At 71.8% G+C, this 15866-nt stretch carries 17 protein-coding genes and 1 pseudogene; 7 read left to right on the forward strand and 11 right to left on the reverse strand.

The window, feature by feature from the left end; translation table 11 throughout:
* Positions 1 to 44 precede the first annotated feature (44 nt).
* Entirely contained in the window at positions 45 to 920 is an 876-nt protein-coding gene (locus tag ABT345_RS05880; RefSeq protein ID WP_345088580.1) for an alpha/beta fold hydrolase, read from the forward strand.
* A gap of 85 nt (positions 921 to 1005) precedes the next feature.
* Here ABT345_RS05880 and ABT345_RS05885 read toward each other — a convergent pair whose 3' ends face one another.
* From ABT345_RS05885 to ABT345_RS05900, 4 genes are all read right to left on the reverse strand, one after another.
* Positions 1006 to 2358, reverse strand: a complete 1353-nt coding sequence (locus ABT345_RS05885) for a dicarboxylate/amino acid:cation symporter (RefSeq protein WP_345088578.1) — start codon at positions 2356 to 2358, stop codon at positions 1006 to 1008.
* A 400-nt stretch (positions 2359 to 2758) separates the two neighbouring features.
* On the reverse strand, positions 2759 to 3049 hold the full coding sequence (locus ABT345_RS05890; protein WP_345088576.1) for a DUF4229 domain-containing protein: 291 nt from the start codon (positions 3047 to 3049) through the stop codon (positions 2759 to 2761).
* 171 nt (positions 3050 to 3220) lie between these two features.
* A complete protein-coding gene (mqnE, locus tag ABT345_RS05895) occupies positions 3221 to 4384 on the reverse strand; it encodes an aminofutalosine synthase MqnE (RefSeq protein ID WP_345088639.1) in 1164 nt (387 codons plus the stop codon).
* A gap of 137 nt (positions 4385 to 4521) precedes the next feature.
* Complete coding sequence (locus tag ABT345_RS05900; RefSeq protein WP_345088574.1) at positions 4522 to 4980, reverse strand: Lrp/AsnC family transcriptional regulator; 459 nt, start codon at positions 4978 to 4980, stop codon at positions 4522 to 4524.
* Positions 4981 to 5103: 123 nt separating this feature from the next.
* Between ABT345_RS05900 and ABT345_RS05905 the strand changes: the two genes are divergently transcribed.
* Positions 5104 to 5232: a hypothetical protein gene (locus tag ABT345_RS05905; RefSeq protein ID WP_281180012.1), complete on the forward strand. Its 129-nt coding sequence runs from the start codon at positions 5104 to 5106 to the stop codon at positions 5230 to 5232.
* Positions 5233 to 5281: 49 nt separating this feature from the next.
* Here ABT345_RS05905 and ABT345_RS05910 read toward each other — a convergent pair whose 3' ends face one another.
* On the reverse strand, positions 5282 to 6025 hold the full coding sequence (locus ABT345_RS05910) for a UbiX family flavin prenyltransferase (protein ID WP_345088570.1): 744 nt from the start codon (positions 6023 to 6025) through the stop codon (positions 5282 to 5284).
* Between the two features lie 101 nt (positions 6026 to 6126).
* Between ABT345_RS05910 and ABT345_RS05915 the strand changes: the two genes are divergently transcribed.
* Positions 6127 to 6714 (forward strand): rhomboid family intramembrane serine protease, encoded by a 588-nt coding sequence (locus tag ABT345_RS05915; protein WP_345088568.1) that lies wholly within the window; start codon positions 6127 to 6129, stop codon positions 6712 to 6714.
* A 68-nt stretch (positions 6715 to 6782) separates the two neighbouring features.
* Positions 6783 to 7382 carry a DUF4870 domain-containing protein gene (locus ABT345_RS05920; RefSeq protein WP_345088566.1) on the forward strand — a complete coding sequence of 200 codons (600 nt, stop codon included), beginning with the start codon at positions 6783 to 6785 and terminating at the stop codon, positions 7380 to 7382.
* Between the two features lie 112 nt (positions 7383 to 7494).
* On the opposite strand, the gene mqnP is transcribed toward ABT345_RS05920, so the two are convergent.
* Positions 7495 to 8421, reverse strand: a complete 927-nt coding sequence (gene mqnP / locus ABT345_RS05925; RefSeq protein WP_345088564.1) for a menaquinone biosynthesis prenyltransferase MqnP — start codon at positions 8419 to 8421, stop codon at positions 7495 to 7497.
* On the reverse strand, positions 8418 to 9875 hold the full coding sequence (locus ABT345_RS05930; RefSeq protein ID WP_345088562.1) for a menaquinone biosynthesis decarboxylase: 1458 nt from the start codon (positions 9873 to 9875) through the stop codon (positions 8418 to 8420). The genes mqnP and ABT345_RS05930 overlap by 4 nt, the downstream gene beginning before the upstream one ends.
* A gap of 88 nt (positions 9876 to 9963) precedes the next feature.
* Between ABT345_RS05930 and ABT345_RS05935 the strand changes: the two genes are divergently transcribed.
* Together ABT345_RS05935 and ABT345_RS05940 are read left to right on the forward strand one after the other, a co-directional pair.
* Positions 9964 to 10365: a PLD nuclease N-terminal domain-containing protein gene (locus ABT345_RS05935; RefSeq protein ID WP_345088560.1), complete on the forward strand. Its 402-nt coding sequence runs from the start codon at positions 9964 to 9966 to the stop codon at positions 10363 to 10365.
* A gap of 148 nt (positions 10366 to 10513) precedes the next feature.
* A complete protein-coding gene (locus tag ABT345_RS05940; RefSeq protein WP_345088637.1) occupies positions 10514 to 10951 on the forward strand; it encodes a nucleoside deaminase in 438 nt (145 codons plus the stop codon).
* Positions 10952 to 11060: 109 nt separating this feature from the next.
* On the opposite strand, the gene ABT345_RS05945 is transcribed toward ABT345_RS05940, so the two are convergent.
* On the reverse strand, positions 11061 to 11459 hold the full coding sequence (locus ABT345_RS05945; RefSeq protein ID WP_345088558.1) for a GNAT family N-acetyltransferase: 399 nt from the start codon (positions 11457 to 11459) through the stop codon (positions 11061 to 11063).
* Positions 11460 to 11661: 202 nt separating this feature from the next.
* Here ABT345_RS05945 and ABT345_RS05950 point away from each other — a divergent pair.
* Positions 11662 to 12282, forward strand: a pseudogene (locus tag ABT345_RS05950) (DUF4291 domain-containing protein).
* A 22-nt stretch (positions 12283 to 12304) separates the two neighbouring features.
* On the opposite strand, the gene ABT345_RS05955 reads toward ABT345_RS05950, so the two are convergent.
* The 3 genes from ABT345_RS05955 to resB all read right to left on the reverse strand — a co-directional run bounded on the left by ABT345_RS05955 (position 12305) and on the right by resB (position 15863).
* On the reverse strand, positions 12305 to 12736 hold the full coding sequence (locus tag ABT345_RS05955) for a VOC family protein (RefSeq protein ID WP_345088556.1): 432 nt from the start codon (positions 12734 to 12736) through the stop codon (positions 12305 to 12307).
* A gap of 119 nt (positions 12737 to 12855) precedes the next feature.
* Entirely contained in the window at positions 12856 to 14010 is a 1155-nt protein-coding gene (ccsB, locus tag ABT345_RS05960) for a c-type cytochrome biogenesis protein CcsB (protein WP_345088554.1), read from the reverse strand.
* The gene (gene resB, locus ABT345_RS05965) at positions 14007 to 15863 is read right to left on the reverse strand and encodes a cytochrome c biogenesis protein ResB (RefSeq protein WP_345088552.1); all 1857 of its coding nucleotides are present in this window, start codon (positions 15861 to 15863) and stop codon (positions 14007 to 14009) included. The genes ccsB and resB overlap by 4 nt, the downstream gene beginning before the upstream one ends.
* Positions 15864 to 15866 lie beyond the last annotated feature (3 nt).

A 15866-nucleotide genomic window follows, 5' to 3' on the forward strand; every position in this document is an offset into this window, starting at 1 on the left:
GGCCCGCACACCCTTTTCCCGTACCCGACCCCGGAGGTCCCCCCATGCAGCAGTTCATCCAAGCCGCCCCCGGCATCCGCCTGTGGACCGAGCAGCGCGGTCCGGCCGACGCGCCTCCGCTGCTGCTGGTCATGGGCGCGCAGGCGTCCGGCATCGGCTGGCCCGAGGAGTTCGTCGACGCGCTCGCCGAACACCACCGCGTGATCCGCTACGACCATCGCGACACCGGCCGCTCCACCTGGGCGTACGACACCGATCCGTATCCGATCTCCACCCTCGCCGAGGACATCGTCACCCTCCTCGACAAGCTGGGCATCGCCCGCGCCCACCTCGTCGGGCTCTCCCTCGGCGGCATGCTGAGCCAGCTGGTCCTCGCCGACCACCCGGACCGGGTCGCCTCGGCCACCTTGATGGGCACCAACGCGCTCAGCACCCGCCCGTACACCGCACCGGACGGCACCGAGGTGCCCGCCGAGGAGCTGCCGGGCATCGCGCCGGAGGTCCTGGAGTTCTGGGCTCGGCCGGTCGAGGACAACGGCGAGGAGGCCGAACTGGACCGGCGCACCGAACACTGGCGGCTGCTCGCCGGCGGGCAGCTGCCGTTCGACCCGGCGTGGTACCGGGAGCTGGAGCGGCGGATCATCGCGCACACCGGGACGTACACCCCGCCGAGCGCGCACTCGCGCGCGAACCCCGACGGGCTGCTGCGCACCGAGGCGCTGGCCGCCAACCGCGTTCCGGTGCAGGCCATCGTCGCGCCCACCGAGCCGGTGTTCCCGCCGCCGCATCCGCAGCACCTCGCGCAGTGCCTGAACGCGGTACGCGTCACGGAGATCGCGGGGATGGGGCATGCGCTGCCGCCGGCCGTCCAGGGCCCGCTGGTCTCGGCGATCCTGGCGCACACGGGGGCCGTGTCCTGAACACGGCGGCGCCCCCGGAACCACAGGGGAGTTCCGGGGGCGCAGGTCGCGCGGGGCCGGGGGACGGACGGCCCGCGCGGGCGGGTCAGCTCGCGGCTGCGGCGGAGGACACCGGGGCGGGCTGCTCGGTGACGCTCTCCGCGTCCGCCTCCAGGGTGCTGCCGTGGGCGGTCGCGTAGGCCTCGCGGTCGAGGATCTTCTCCTTGGCGGCGACGATGATCGGGATCGCCGACTGGCCCGCGACGTTGGTGGCGGTGCGCATCATGTCGAGGATCGGGTCGATCGCCACCAGCAGGCCGACGCCCTCCAGGGGCAGGCCCAGGGTGGACAGCGTCAGGGTCAGCATGACCGTCGCGCCGGTCAGACCGGCGGTGGCCGCCGAGCCGATGACGGAGACGAACACGATCAGGATGTAGTCGCCGATACCCAGCGGCACATCGAAGATCTGGGCGATGAAGATCGCGGCGATGGCCGGGTAGATGGAGGCGCAGCCGTCCATCTTGGTCGTCGAGCCGAACGGCACCGCGAAGGACGCGTACTCCTTGGGCACGCCGAGCCGCTCGGTGACCTTCTGGGTGACCGGCATGGTGCCGACCGAGGAGCGGGAGACGAAGGCCAGCTGGATCGCGGGCCAGGCGCCCTTGAAGAACTGGATCGGGTTGACCTTGGCGACCGTCGAGAGCAGCAGCGGGTAGACGCCGAAGAGGACGAGCGCGCAGCCGATGTAGATGTCGACGGTGAACGTCGCGTACTTGCCGATGAGGTTCCAGCCGTACGTCGCGATGGCGTTGCCGATGAGGCCGATGGTGCCGAGCGGGGCGAGGCGGATGACCCACCACAGGGCCTTCTGCAGCAGCTCCAGGGCGGAGCGGCTGATCTTGAGGACCGGTTCGGCCTTCTCGCCGAGCTGGAGGGCGGCGATACCGGCGACGGCGGCCAGGAAGACGATCTGCATGACGTTCAGCTCGGTGAACGGCGTGATGACGTCGGTGGGGATGATGCCGGTCAGGAAGTCGATCCAGGAACCGGCGTGGTCGGGCGCCTGCCCGTCCTTCGGCGTGAGGCCGGTGCCGGCGCCGGGGTTGGTCACCAGGCCGATCGCGAGGCCGATGGCGACCGCGATCAGCGAGGTGGCCATGAACCACAGCAGGGTGCGGGTGGCGAGCCGGGCGGCGTTGTTGACCTGCCGCAGGTTGGTGATCGACACCAGGATCGCGAAGAAGACCAGCGGGGCGACGGCGAGCTTCAGCAGCTGCACGAAGAGGTCGCCGACGTGCTCCAGCGTGGACTTCAGCCAGTCGACGTCACCGCTCTTGGCGACCCAGCCGAGCAGGACGCCGAGGACCAGACCGCCCAGGATCTGGGCCCAGAACGGGACCTTGGGTATGCGGGATCTCGCGGGCGCGGCGGCCTCGGAAGACGGGGAAGGCGTGGACAACGGACACACTCCTGGGACAGGTCAGGCGTCGGCGAAAGTGAAGGTGAAGGGGCGTCAGGCCGCCCGGAGGTCCGTACGCGGATCTCCGGCCGCTCGGAAGGTCAGCGGCGGCAACAGGCCGCGGAGACACAGCGGCAAAGATCGACGTGCAGGCGCGCCACGAGCCGGAGGCCCGGCGGGGACGTGTGCGCGGCTGCTGTCTTCATGTCGATTACGTTAACACTCAAGCTTTGAGGAACCCAAAGAAAATCTTTGATCTCGCCGCCCACGGAACCGGTCACACAAGCCGAACGCCCCGCCACGGAAAGGAAATTCCGAGGCGGGGCGTCCCAGGCGGTGCGGTGCGGGTGTGAGGTGTCCGACACCCGCGGCGGACGGGCCGGCGCGCGGCCCGGCGGCTTCAGAGGAGGCCGTCCTCCTGGCTGCGGTTGGCGGCCAGCCGCTCCCGCTGCCGGTCGACCTTGTCGACGATCTGCACGGACATCTGATCGCGCTGCTTGCGCAGCAGCACCAGGCTGAGCGGTGCGGAGACCACGATGGCGACCAGCAGCAGCCAGACCATGTTGGAGCCCTTGATCGCCAGCGGGATGACCCCGAGCCAGGCGAGCCCCCACGCCACCACGAAGCAGGCGAGGAAGAGGCCGAGGCGAAGCGCGGTGTAGCGGAGTGTGGCGTACTTGGGGCTGCTCACGGTGCGGAACCTTCTTCTCAACGGCAACCAAAGGGTCGCCAACCAGTCAAGCACAGCGCCAGGGGCGATCTTCCGTGGCCCCGGCGGCCGTTGCCCGGCCCCCCGGCGGACACCGTTGACCACGGAGAACGCCCCCCGGCCGGAGCCAGGGGGCGTTGTCGGTGAACGGCGTCAGACGCGCATCGCCTGGGGCGACTCGCGGCGGTCCGGGTCCGGGCCCGGGTACTCGCGGATCGCCTCGTAGCGGGTGTTGCGCTCGACGGGGCGGAAGCCGGCGTCGCGGATCAGGTCGAGGAGGTCCTCACGGGTCAGCTTGTTGGGCGTGCCGTAGTTGTCCGCGTCGTGCGTGATCTTGTACTCGACGACCGAGCCGTCCATGTCGTCGGCGCCGTGCTGGAGCGCGAGCTGCGTGGTCTGCAGGCCGTGCATCACCCAGAAGCACTTGACGTGCTGGATGTTGTCGAAGAGCAGCCGGGAGACGGCGAAGGTCTTCAGCGCCTCGGCGCCGGTGGCCATCGTCGTGCGCGCCTGGAGCCTGTTGCGGACCTTGCCGTCCTGCATGTCGACGAAGTCGTGCTGGTAGCGCAGCGGGATGAAGACCTGGAAGCCGCCGGTCTCGTCCTGCAGCTCCCGCAGCCGCAGCACGTGGTCGACGCGGTGGCGCGGCTCCTCGATGTGGCCGTAGAGCATCGTGCACGGGGTCTTGAGACCCTTCTCGTGCGCGAGGCGGTGGATGCGCGACCAGTCCTCCCAGTGGGTGGCGTGGTCGACGATGTGCTGCCGGACCTCCCAGTCGAAGATCTCGGCGCCGCCGCCGGTCAGCGACTCCAGGCCCGCCTCGATCAGCTCGTCGAGGATCTCGGAGGCGGAGAGCCCGGAGATGGTCTCGAAGTGGTGGATCTCGGTGGCGGTGAACGCCTTCAGCGAGACGTTCGGCAGCGCCTTCTTCAGCTCGCTGAGGGAGCGCGGGTAGTAGCGCCACGGCAGGTTGGGGTGCAGGCCGTTGACGATGTGCAGCTCGGTGAGATTGTCGTTCTCCATCGCCTTGGCGAGGCGGACGGCCTCCTCGATGCGCATCGTGTACGCGTCCTTCTCGCCCGGCTTGCGCTGGAACGAGCAGTAGGCGCACGACGCGGTGCACACGTTCGTCATGTTGAGGTGGCGGTTGACGTTGAAGTGGACGACGTCGCCGTTCTTACGGGTGCGCACCTCGTGGGCGAGGGAGCCCAGCCACGCCAGATCGTCGGACTCGTAGAGGGCGATGCCGTCCTCGCGGGTCAGCCGCTCGCCGGCATGGACCTTCGCCTCCAGCTCGCGCTTGAGGCCCGCATCCATCGACGCAGCCATCCGGTCGCCTCCAGTCTCTGTGGTGTCCGTGTCTGTCCCGTTCCGGCCCGGCGAACGGGCCGGACCGAGCCTACTCCCCCGGGAGGGCGGAGAACCCTGACGGCCCTCCGCCCCGCCGGTGTCCGCTATGCGGTCTCCTCGGGCAGCTCGCCGACGCGGTTCTCCCACTTGGTGGAGAGCACGATCGTGGTGCGCGTACGGGAGACGCCCTTGGTGCCGGAGAGGCGCCGGATGGTCTCCTCCAGGCCGTCGACGTCACCGACGCGGACCTTGAGCATGTAGGAGTCGTCCCCGGCGATGAACCAGCAGTCCTCGATCTCCGCCAGATCGCGCAGCCGCTGGGCGACGTCCTCGTGGTCGGCGGCGTCCGAGAGGGAGATGCCGACCAGCGCGGTGACGCCGAGCCCGAGGGACTTGGCGTCGATCGTCGCGCGGTAGCCGGTGATCACTCCGGCCGCCTCCAGGCGGTTGATGCGGTCCGTGACGCTGGGCCCGGAGAGGCCGACGAGCCGGCCCAGCTCCGCGTACGAGGCCCGCCCGTTCTCGCGAAGTGCCTGGATGAGCTGCCTATCCACCGCGTCCATGCCCTCTAGCCTTCCAATCTTTATGGATTTTCGAGTCCTGCATGTAGAATCTAAGGCATACAGGGCCGGATGCCCTGCGATTCTCGTAAATGATCAAGGACGATCTTCACAGGAGTTGTCACCGTGTACTCGATCGAGATGGCCTACGCCCGCATGCGCGAGCTGCAGGACCGGGCCAATCGTTCCCGTGCTCACCAGCCCGCCGCCCCGCGGGCCCGGCGCCGTACGCTGCGCGCCGCCAAGAAGCGCTGATCCGCGCCCCGCGGGCGCCGCGCCGGCCGGCCGGACACCCGCGGCCCACTCACCGACGGGCACCGGGGCCCTCCTCCTCGCGGGAGGCCCGCCCCAGTTCCCCCTCCCAGCGCCGGTACAGGCCGTGCGGCACACCCGCCGCATCGAGCACCCGGCCGGCGACGAAGTCCACCAGATCCTGGATGTGCGTCGCCCCCGCGTAGAACGCCGGAGAGGCGGGCAGCACCACGGCGCCCGCCTCGTCCAGCGCCACCAGCTGCTTCAGCGTCGGTCCGCTCAGCGGGGTCTCCCGCACCGCGACCACCAGCGGCCGCCGCTCCTTGAGCGTCACGCTCGCCGTCCGCTGGAGCAGATCCTTCGAGAGTCCGAGCGCCACCCCGGCGACGCACGCCGTGCTCGCCGGGACGATCACCATCCCCTTCGCCGGATACGAGCCCGACGACGGGCCCGCCGCCAGATCCCCGGCCGGCCAGTGCCGCACCCGCGCCAGCTCCTCGTCGGTCACCCGGAACGTCTCCGGCTTCCCGTCGGCGCCGCGCGCCAGCCACTGCCGCAGGTCCGCCCGCCAGTGGGCGTCGCGGAAGGCGATGCCGGTCTCGTCCAGCAGCGTCAGCCGGGACGCCCGGCTCACCACCAGATCCACCGCCTCGCCCGCGGCGAGCAATGCGCGTAGCACCGAGGCGGCGAACGGCGTGCCGGAGGCGCCGGAGACCCCGACGACCCACGGGCGGCGCGGGCCGGCAGCCGGCTCCGGGGCGCCGGATGAACTGGTGTCGCTGGGCGTGAACTCCACGACATCGACCCTATCCGGCGGAACCGGCGACCCCGTCACGGCCGTTCTCCCCGCAGAACCCCCGCCGCCCGGGCGGGCCACCGCACCGAGGAGGCCGGACGATGAGCCGAGCGAAGCCCGCGCTCTTCCTGATGCTGGGCTGGACCGCCCTCCTGTGGGTGCTGGAGATCGCCGACACCGCGAGCGGCCACGCCCTCGACACCTTCGGGATCCGGCCACGGGAGCTGTCCGAGCTGGCCGACATCGTGCCCGCCGCCTTCCTCCACTTCGGCTTCGACCACCTCGCCGCCAACACCCTGCCGCTCTTCGTCCTCGGCTTCCTCGCCGCGCTGCGCATCGGCGTCCGCCGCTTCCTCGCCGTGGCCGCGCTGATCACCGTCGTCAGCGGGCTCGGCGTCTGGCTGACGGCCTTCCCGCACAGCAACACCGCGGGCGCCTCCGGCGTCGTCTTCGGCATCCTCGGCTTCCTCCTCGTCCGCGGCTTCACCGACCGCTCGCTGCCCGACGTCCTCATCGGACTGGGCGTCCTGGTGGTCTACGGCTCGCTGCTGTGGGGCGTGCTGCCCGGCGCCGGCGACGTCAGCTGGCAGGGCCATCTCTTCGGCCTCATCGGCGGGGTGCTCGCCGCGTTCCTGCTCCGTGCACTGCCGCGCGGCACCACCCGGCCCGCTGTCAGACCTGTCCCGTAATCTCTCGGTAACGGCAGAGCGCCGGGCGGGGCCGACCGCCCGGCCGCAGTTCGACGGGGTGAGCAGAGATGTCCGACCAGCAGCCCGGTTACGGCTACGGCCCGCAGGGCCAGCCGCAGCAGCCCTACGGCGCCCAGGGATGGCAGCAGCCCGCCCCGCCCGGCGGCTACGGCTATCCGTCCGCCGGGCCGTACCCGACCCCCGGATACGCCCCGCCGCCCCCGTCGCGGTCGTCCCACTCCACCGCGATGTGGGCGCATCTGAGCGCGCTGCTGACGGTCACCGCCGGATCGATGCTCTGCTGCGGGATCGGCGCGTTCCTCGGCTGGATCGGCCCGATGTCGATGCGCAACGACTCCCGCAACAAGCAGGACCCCTACCTGCGCCACCACACCACCGAGGCGCTGAACTTCGGGCTCACCCAGGCGATCATGGCGGCCATCGGCACCGTCCTCTACTTCAGCACGATGATCATCTACGGGATGGTCGCCACCCCGGAGCAGCTCCAGTCCTCCGGGCTCGCGATCCCGATGCTGACGGTGGTCGTGATGATGGGCGGCTACGGCCTCAGCAGCGTCATCTGCGCGATCATCGCCACGACGAAGGCCAACCGCGGCGAGTGGTGGTCCTACCCCCGCCTGGTCGCCTGGCCGATGCTCAAGCCGTGAGCGCCGGGGCCTGACGGTGTGACGGAGGGGCGGCCGCCCGCGCGCCGGTCGCGGACACACGAACGGCCCGGAGCCGAGAGCCCCGGGCCGTCGCCGTAGCGGCAGGCGTCCGTCACACCGTCAGGCCGCGGACCACCAGATCGGCCAGGGCGCAGACGAAGAGCGCGATGCCGATGAAGCCGTTGACGCTGAAGAACGCCCGGTTCAGCCGCGACAGGTCGTGCGGCCGGACGATCGTGTGCTCGTAGAGGAACGCGCCCGCGACGATCACCAGGCCGATCCAGAAGAACACCCCGGCGCCGGTGGACAGGGCGAACCACACCAGCAGGGCCGTCGTCACGAGGTGGCAGCCCCGGGCGCCCCAAATCGCCGCCGGGATGCCGAACCGCGCCGGCACCGACTTCACCCCGACCTCGCGGTCCGTCTCCACGTCCTGGCAGGCGTAGATCAGGTCGAAACCGCCGATCCAGATGCCGACGGCGAGGCCGAGGATCACCGCGTCCCAGTTCCACGACCCGGTCACCGCGAGCCACGCCCCGACCGGCCCTATCGCCTGGGCCAGACCGAGGATCGCCTGCGGGAAGTTGGTGAACCGCTTGCCGTACGGATAGACCACCATCGGCACCACCGCGACCGGCGCCAGCGCCAGGCAGAGCGGGTTGAGCAGCGCCGCCGCGCCCAGGAAGACGACGACGGCGATCAGCGCGCCGGTCCACGCCGAGCGGACCGAGACCGCGCCGGTCACCAGCTCACGGCCGGCGGTGCGCGGGTTCCGGGCGTCGATCTCGCGGTCGATGATGCGGTTGGCCGCCATCGCGAACGTCCGCAGCCCGACCATCGCCACCGTCACCAGCAGCAGCCGGATCCAGTGGACGTTCTTGTCCCCCTCGTACATCGCGGTCAGCGCCGCGATGTAGGCGAAGGGCAGCGCGAAGACCGAGTGCTCGATCATGACCAGGCGCAAAAATGCCTTGGTCCGGCCGGGGCTCGGGGGCGCGGCGGGCGCCTGCGCGCCGCCGGGGAGGGCTTCGCTGCTCACAGCCCGTACTCCTTCCAGCGGCGGTCGACCAGCGCCGCCGTGCGCGGGTCCGACTCGACCATGTCCGGCCAGCCGCCGTCTCGGGTGTAGCCCTCCTCGGGCCACTTCCGCGTCGCGTCGATACCCGCCTTGCCGCCCCAGAACTGCTGGTAGGAGGCGTGGTCGAGGTGGTCGACCGGGCCCTCCACGACGGTCAGGTCGCGGGCGTAGTCGGTGTTGCCGAGCGCCCGCCAGGAGACCTCGTGGAGGTTGTGGACGTCGCAGTCGGCGTCGACGACGACGATCAGCTTGGTCAGCGACATCATGTGGGCGCCCCAGATGGCGTGCATGACCTTCTGCGCGTGCTTGGGGTACTTCTTGTCGATCGAGACGATCGCGCAGTTGTGGAAGCCGCCGGACTCGGGCAGGTGGTAGTCCACGATGTCCGGGACGATGATCTTCAGCAGCGGCAGGAAGAAGCGTTCCGTCGCGCGGCCCAGCGGCCCGTCCTCCGTCGGCGGGCGGCCCACCACGATCGACTGGAGGATCGGCCGCTTGCGCATCGTCACGCAGTCGATCGTCAGCGCCGGGAACGGCTCCTGCGGCGTGTAGAAGCCGGTGTGGTCGCCGAACGGGCCCTCCGGCAGCATCTCGCCGGGCTCCAGCCAGCCCTCGATGACGACCTCCGCCTGCGCCGGGACCTGGAGCGGGACGGTCTTGCAGTCGACCATCTCGATCCGCTTGCCCTGGAGGAACCCGGCGAAGAGGTACTCGTCGATGTCGCCGGGCAGCGGCGCGGTCGAGGCGTACGTGACGGCCGGGGGGCAGCCGAAGGCGATGGCGACCGGCAGCTTCTCGCCGCGGCGGGCGGCGACCTGGTAGTGGTTCCGGCTGTCCTTGTGGATCTGCCAGTGCATCCCGATGGTGCGCTTGTCGTGGCGCTGGAGGCGGTAGAGACCGAGGTTGCGGATGCCGGTCTCGGGGTCCTTGGTGTGCGTCAGGCCCAGGTTGAAGAAGGAACCGCCGTCCTTCGGCCAGGTGAAGAGCGCCGGGAGCGCGTCCAGGTCGACGTCGTCGCCGCGGAGCACGACCTCCTGCACGGGCGCGTCGTCGCCCTTGACCTTCTTCGGCGGCACATGCGTCATCCCGGCGAGCTTGCCGAACGCCTCGCGCATCCCGACGAAGCCCTGCGGCAGCTCGGGCCGCAGCAGCCCGCCGATCTTGTCGCTGATGTCGCCGTACGACTTCAGGCCGAGGGCCTTCAGCAGGCGGCGGTCGGTGCCGTAGACGTTCATGGCCAGCGGCATCGCCGAGCCCTTGACGTTCTCGAAGAGGAGCGCGGGGCCGCCCGCCTTCTGGACCCGGTCAACGATCTCGCCGACCTCCAGATGGGGGTCGACCTCGGCCTTGATGCGCTTGAGGTCGCCCTCCCGGTCGAGCGCGCGCAGAAACGAGCGAAGATCGTCATAAGCCATACGTCCCAGTATCGGGTACGCACTACCCTGGACGGGTCACCGGGCCCCGCAGCGGGCCCGCCGCCGCGTCCGGGGGGCCACTTCCGCAATGCTCAGGTATCTGCCGTTCCTTCTGGTCCTGGCCCTGTGGATCTACGCGTTCATCGACTGCGTGAACACCCCCGAGTCGCAGATCCGCGGCCTGCCCAAGGTCGTCTGGGTGCTCATCATCCTGCTCTTCGGCGAGGTGCTCGTCGGGCCGATCGTCTGGCTCGTCGCGGGCAAGGTCCGCGAGCCCGCCGGCGGCGCGCCGCGCGGCCGGGCCACCTGGGTGGCGCCCGACGACAACCCCGAATTCCTCCGGTCCCTCAAGGAGGAGAACAAGAAGGACGAGGCGCTGCTCAAGGACTGGGAGGCCGATCTGCGCCGCCGCGAGGAGGAGCTGCGCCGCCGCGGCGACGACGGCACTCCGAACGGCCCCGGCCAGAACCCGCCGCCGTCGAAGGACTGACAGGCTGGGCGGCATGGACGACCCTTCGGAGTCCGGCCGCCGGGAATGGGCGCGCGACCGCGACGCGCTGATGCGCGACGGCACGGACGACCACCCCGCGCCCGAGCTGCCCGGCGACCCGCGCCACCTCCAGGAACAGGCCCGGACGATGCTGGCGACCGCGCTGGCCGAGGCGCGCGCCGGGCTCGACGAGGGCGGCGTGCCGATCGGCGCGGCGCTCTACGGCCCCGACGGCACGCTCTGGGGACGCGGCCGCAACCGCCGCGTCCAGGACGGCGATCCGTCCGCCCACGCCGAGACCACCGCCTTCCGCGCGGCCGGCCGCCGCCCCGGCTACCGCGGCACCACGATGGTCACCACCCTCTCGCCGTGCTGGTACTGCAGCGGTCTGGTGCGGCAGTTCGGCATCTCCCGGCTGGTCGTCGGCGAGGCCCGCACCTTCCACGGCGGCCACGACTGGCTGGCCCGCCACGGCGTCCGCATCGTGGTGCTGGACGATCCGGAGTGCCTGGCGCTGATGCGGGAGTTCACCGCGGCCCGGCCGGAGCTGTGGCGGGAGGACATCGGGGGGCTGGGGGCGGAGTGAGGCCGGTGCGGGGCGACCCGGGCGCCCGGCGGTCCGTGCGGCGGCCCGCTCCGGCGAGCGGCATGACGTGCGCGCGAGGCGGTCGGCACGGTGCGGCGCGCGGGTGCGGTCAGCGCAGTGCGAGGAGTGCCGCGTCCGTCGGCCGGAAGCCGCAGGCATCGACGTAGAAGGGGCGCAGCCGCTCCTCGAAGTCGACATGGAGCCAGTCGCAGTGCGCGGCCCGGGCGCCCCGGGCGGCGGCCGCCACCAGTGCGCTGCCGACGCCGGCCCCGCGCACGTCCCGGGCGACCGCCGTGTCGAGGAGGAAGGCGTGGACGCCGCCGTCCCAAGCCACGTTGACGAAGCCGACCAGCCGGCCGCCCCGGTGCGCGCAGACCCAGCCGAGGCTGTGGCGGTGCAGCCGGGTGTGCCAGTCGGTGGCCGTCGGTGCGTGGCCGAACGCCTCGGCGTGCAGGGCGTCGACGGCCTCGTTGTCGAGCGGGCCGCGCCACTCGTAGCTGATCGTCATGGCGCGCAGCGTAGGCGCCCCGGGCGGCCCCGGGCCGGGCGGGCCGCCCCGGAAAGCCGCGCCGGGCGGGCCGCCCCGGAAAGCCGTGGGCCGGGCGGGCCGCCCCGGAGCACCGCGGGCGGCGTCGGCACGGCGGCGGGACGGCGCCGCCCGCCCCGAAACTCGATGGACCCCGCCGTCCCCGCCGGTCCACCCTGGCCCCATGAACGTCCCCGACCGGCGGCCCGCCGCCGAGGAGCCCGCGCGCCGCGTCCGCGCCCGGCACACCGCACGTACCGTCACCGTTTACCAGGCGTACGACCCCTCGCTCGGCGTACCGGCCGCCCGCGACGGACGGTTCCCGGCGGCCTGGAAGCGGGACCGGATGACGTGGATCAAGCCGTCGTTCCTGTGGATGATGTACCGCTGAGGCTGGGCCACCAAGCCCGGTCAGGAGACGGTGCTCGCCGTCGAGATCGACCGGGCCGGCTTCGACGACGCGCTGCGCACCGCCTGCCTCTCCCACCACGACCCGCGCGTCCACGCCGACCGCGACGCCTGGCGGCAGCAGTTGGCGGCGTCGCCCGTGCGGCTCCAGTGGGATCCGGAGCGCGACCTCGCGCTGCGCCCGCTGCCGTACCGCTCGCTCCAGCTGGGGCTGTCCGGCGAGGCGGCCCGGCGCTACGCCGACGAGTGGACGGTCGCCATCACCGACGTCACGCCGCTGGTCCGCGAGATCCGCGCCCTGGTGCGCGCGGGCGACACCGCCGCCGCCACCGCGCTGCTGCCCGAGGAGCGGCCGTACCCGGCGCCGCCGGAGACGCCCGCGCTCTCCCCGGCGTGACGCACACCGGGGAGCCGCCGGCTCAGGCGCCGAAGTCCGGCAGCGTCACCGAGCCGTCCGCCGCCAGCGGGAAGCCCGGGTTGTGCGCGACCTCCCAGACGTGGCCGTCCGGGTCGGTGAAGACGCCGGAGTAGAAGCCGATGGGGTTGACGGCCGCGGGCCTGGTGACCGTGGCGCCGGCCCGTTCCGCCGCCGTCAGCAGGGCGTCGACCTCGGCGTCGGAGCGGACGTTGTGGGCCAGGGCGATGCCGCCGAAGCCGCCCGGCGTCCCGGGCGCCATCCCGGCGTCCGCCGCCAGCTTCTCCCGGCCCCACAGGACCAGCCCCAGGCCCCCGGCCTGGAAGAAGACGGTCTCCTCGACCTCCTGGCCGCGCCAGCCCAGGGACTCGTAGAACTGCTTGGCGCGGGCCAGGTCGGTGACGCCCAGCGTGATCAGGGTGATGCGCTGCTCCATGCGCTCACCGTATGCCGGGCGCCCGGTCCGGGGGGCCGTTTTCCGTCCGGCGGCCCACCCGGAAACGGCCGGAGGCGGCCCCTGTGACGGGACCGCCTCCGAAAGTTCGTACGGGTGCGTCAGACGCCGGCGTAGGAGTGCAGACCGGTGACGAAGATGTTCACGCCGTAGTAGTTGAAGAGGTAGCAGAGGAAGGCGATCAGGCCCAGCCAGGCGGCCTTGCGGCCCTTCCAGCCGGCGGTGGCGCGGGCGTGCAGGTAGGTGGCGTACGCGACCCACGTGATGAAGGACCAGACCTCCTTGGGGTCCCAGCCCCAGTAGCGGCCCCACGCGGCCTCGGCCCAGATGGCGCCCGCGATGATGGTGAACGTCCACAGCGGGAAGACCGTGGCGTTGACCCGGTAGGCGAACTTGTCGAGCGAGGCGGCGGCGGGCAGCCGGGAGAGCACGTCGTTGCCGGCGATGCGCACCCGCAGCCAGAACGTCGGCTCCTGCTTGTCCTTCCCGGAGCGGCGCAGGGTGTCCAGACGCTCGTGCAGGGCGGCGACCCGGCCGTCGCCGAGCCGGTCCTCGTAGCGGTCGCGGAAGAGGAAGAGCAGGGTGGCGACGGCGCCCATGTAGAGGACGGCGCCGGAGATGATCGCGCAGCTGACGTGGATCCACAGCCAGTACGAGTGGAGCGCCGGGACGAGCTGGTCGCTGGCGGTGTAGAGGACGGAGACCGCGAGGCCGAGGTCGAGCAGGACGGTGGTGACCAGCGGCAGACCGATCCAGCGGACGTTCTTCTTGAGGCCCAGCAGGATCAGGTACACGGTGACCGCGACGGCGGCGAACGTCGTCGAGAACTCGTACATGTTGCCCCAGGGGGCACGCTGCACGGACAGGGCGCGGGTGATCACGCCGCCGACGTGCAGCGCCCAGGCCAGCACCGTCAGGGAGATGGCGATCCGGCCGTAGAGGTCGCCCTTCTCGGTGCCGCCGGCCGCGCCGGGGCCGTCGGCGACGTCCCGGCTGCCGGGCGCGGAGCGGGCGTGGACCACGGGCCGGTCCAGCACGGTGGTGCCGCCCTTGGCCGACGCGCGGACGGTGACGGTGGCGGGCTCGGCCACCTCGGCGGTGAGCGCGGCGGCCGTGCGGCCGACCTTGCTGCGGCTGCCGAACACCCACTCGGCCATGTGCGCGAGGAAGGCCAGGGTGTAGACGGCCATCGCGCCGTAGACCAGCAGATTGCTGTTGTGCGCCAGTGTCTCGTTGGCTGCGGCCGCGATGTTCACGCGCGCGCTCCTTCGGAGGGATCAGCGGGGTCGGCGGAGTCGGTGGGCTGCGCCGAGTCTTCGGGGCCTTCGGGGGCCTCCTCGTCGGGGGACGCCGGGGCCGCGCCGGGGGCCTTGTCCGCGGCGGGCGCCTCGTCCGCGGCCGGGGCCGCGCCGTCCGGGCCGGGGCCGGCGGCCGGCTCCGCGTCCGGCGCGACCGGCGCGGCGGGCGTCAGCGCGGCGGCCAGATCGGCGAGTTCCTCCGGCAGCCGGGCCGATTCGCTGCGGCCCAGACCGGCGATCTCGACGACGGTGGTGCCGTCCGGGCCCGGCTCGGCGCGGACCCACACCCGGCGGCGCTGGACGAAGAGCGAGGCGGCCAGGCCCAGCAGCGCCGCCACCGCGCCGGCCAGCGCGAGACCGTTGCCCGGCTGGTGGGTGATCTTGAAGCTGGCCCAGGTCTTGACGCCGGTGAAGGTGATGGAGCCGTCGCCGTTCGGCAGCTTCATCGTCTCGCCCGGCAGCATCATCTGCGCGAGCTTGCGGTCCTTGACCTTGTACTGCTTCAGGTGCTTCTGGTCGAGCTGGTAGACGCTCTGCGAGAGCCCGGAGTCCAGCCCGAGGTCACCGTGGTACGCGGTGAGCGTGAGGACCGGGTAGTCGAGCGCGGGGAACGTCGAGAACATCGAGCCGGAGCCCTTGCCGCCGAAGGTCGGCACGAAGAAGCCCTGGAAGCCCAGCTGGTTGCGCTTGCCGTCCTTGGTCTGCGCGGCGGGCACCTTCACCACACCGGTGGAGGTGAAGTTCTTCGGATCCTGCGTCAGGAACGGCACCGCACCGTCGTAGACGACCCGGCCGCGGCCGTCCTTCACCTTGACCTGCGGCGCGTAGCCGTGGCTGAGGAGGTAGACGCGCGAGCCGGCGATGTCGAGCGGTTCGTTGACCTCGATCTTGGTGCGGTGTTCCTTGCCGTCCGCGCCGGTGTAGTACGTGACGTTGGCGCGGAAGGTCCGCGGCGTGCCGCGCTCCGGGCCGGTGCGCTCGTACGTCGCGTCGAAGCTGTTGAGGGTGAAGCCGAACGGCTCCATCCGGTCCGGGTCGTAGAACGGGCCGGACTTGAAGTCGTCGTACTGCGTGAGGTTGTTGGCGAAGCCGTCGCCCTCGGTGACGAGCTTGCCGCCCTCGGACTTCCACAGGCTGCCGACGGCGAACGCCACCAGCATCACGATCAGCGCGACATGGAAGACGAGGTTGCCCAGCTCCCGCAGGTACCCCTTCTCGGACGCCACCGCCGTACCGGCCCGGTGGACGCGGAAGCGCCGCTTCTTCAGCAGCCGCTGCGCCGCCTCCAGCACCGCCTCCGGCTCCGCCGCCGTACGCCAGGTCGCGTACGCGGGCAGCCGGGTCAGGCGGCGCGGGGCGCCCGGCGGGCGGCCGCGGAGCTGGCCGACGAACTGCCAGGTGCGCGGCACGATGCAGCCGATGAGGGAGATGAAGAGCAGCAGGTAGATCGCGGAGAACCACACCGAGCTGTAGACGTGGAACATCCCGAGCTTGTCGTAGATGCCCGCGAGCGAGGGGTGGTCGGCCTTGAACGCGTCGACCTTGACGGGGTCGATGCTGGTCTGCGGGATCAGCGAGCCGGGGATGGCGCCGATCGACAGCAGGAAGAGCAGCAGCAGCGCCACCCGCATCGAGGTGAGCTGGCGCCAGAACCACCGCGCCCAGCCGATCGGGCCGAGCGAGGGGAAGCTGATCTCCTCCTTGGGGGCGGTGGAGAGCTGCGATCCGGCCGCGCCGAGATCGGAGCCCGCGTCGCCGTCGCGCGGGGCGCCGGACTCCGCGTCGCGAGAGGTGTCGGTCGTGGTGGACATCGG

The organism is Streptomyces sp. NPDC000404 (assembly GCF_040300365.1).
GTDB lineage: Bacteria > Actinomycetota > Actinomycetes > Streptomycetales > Streptomycetaceae > Streptomyces > Streptomyces ramulosus.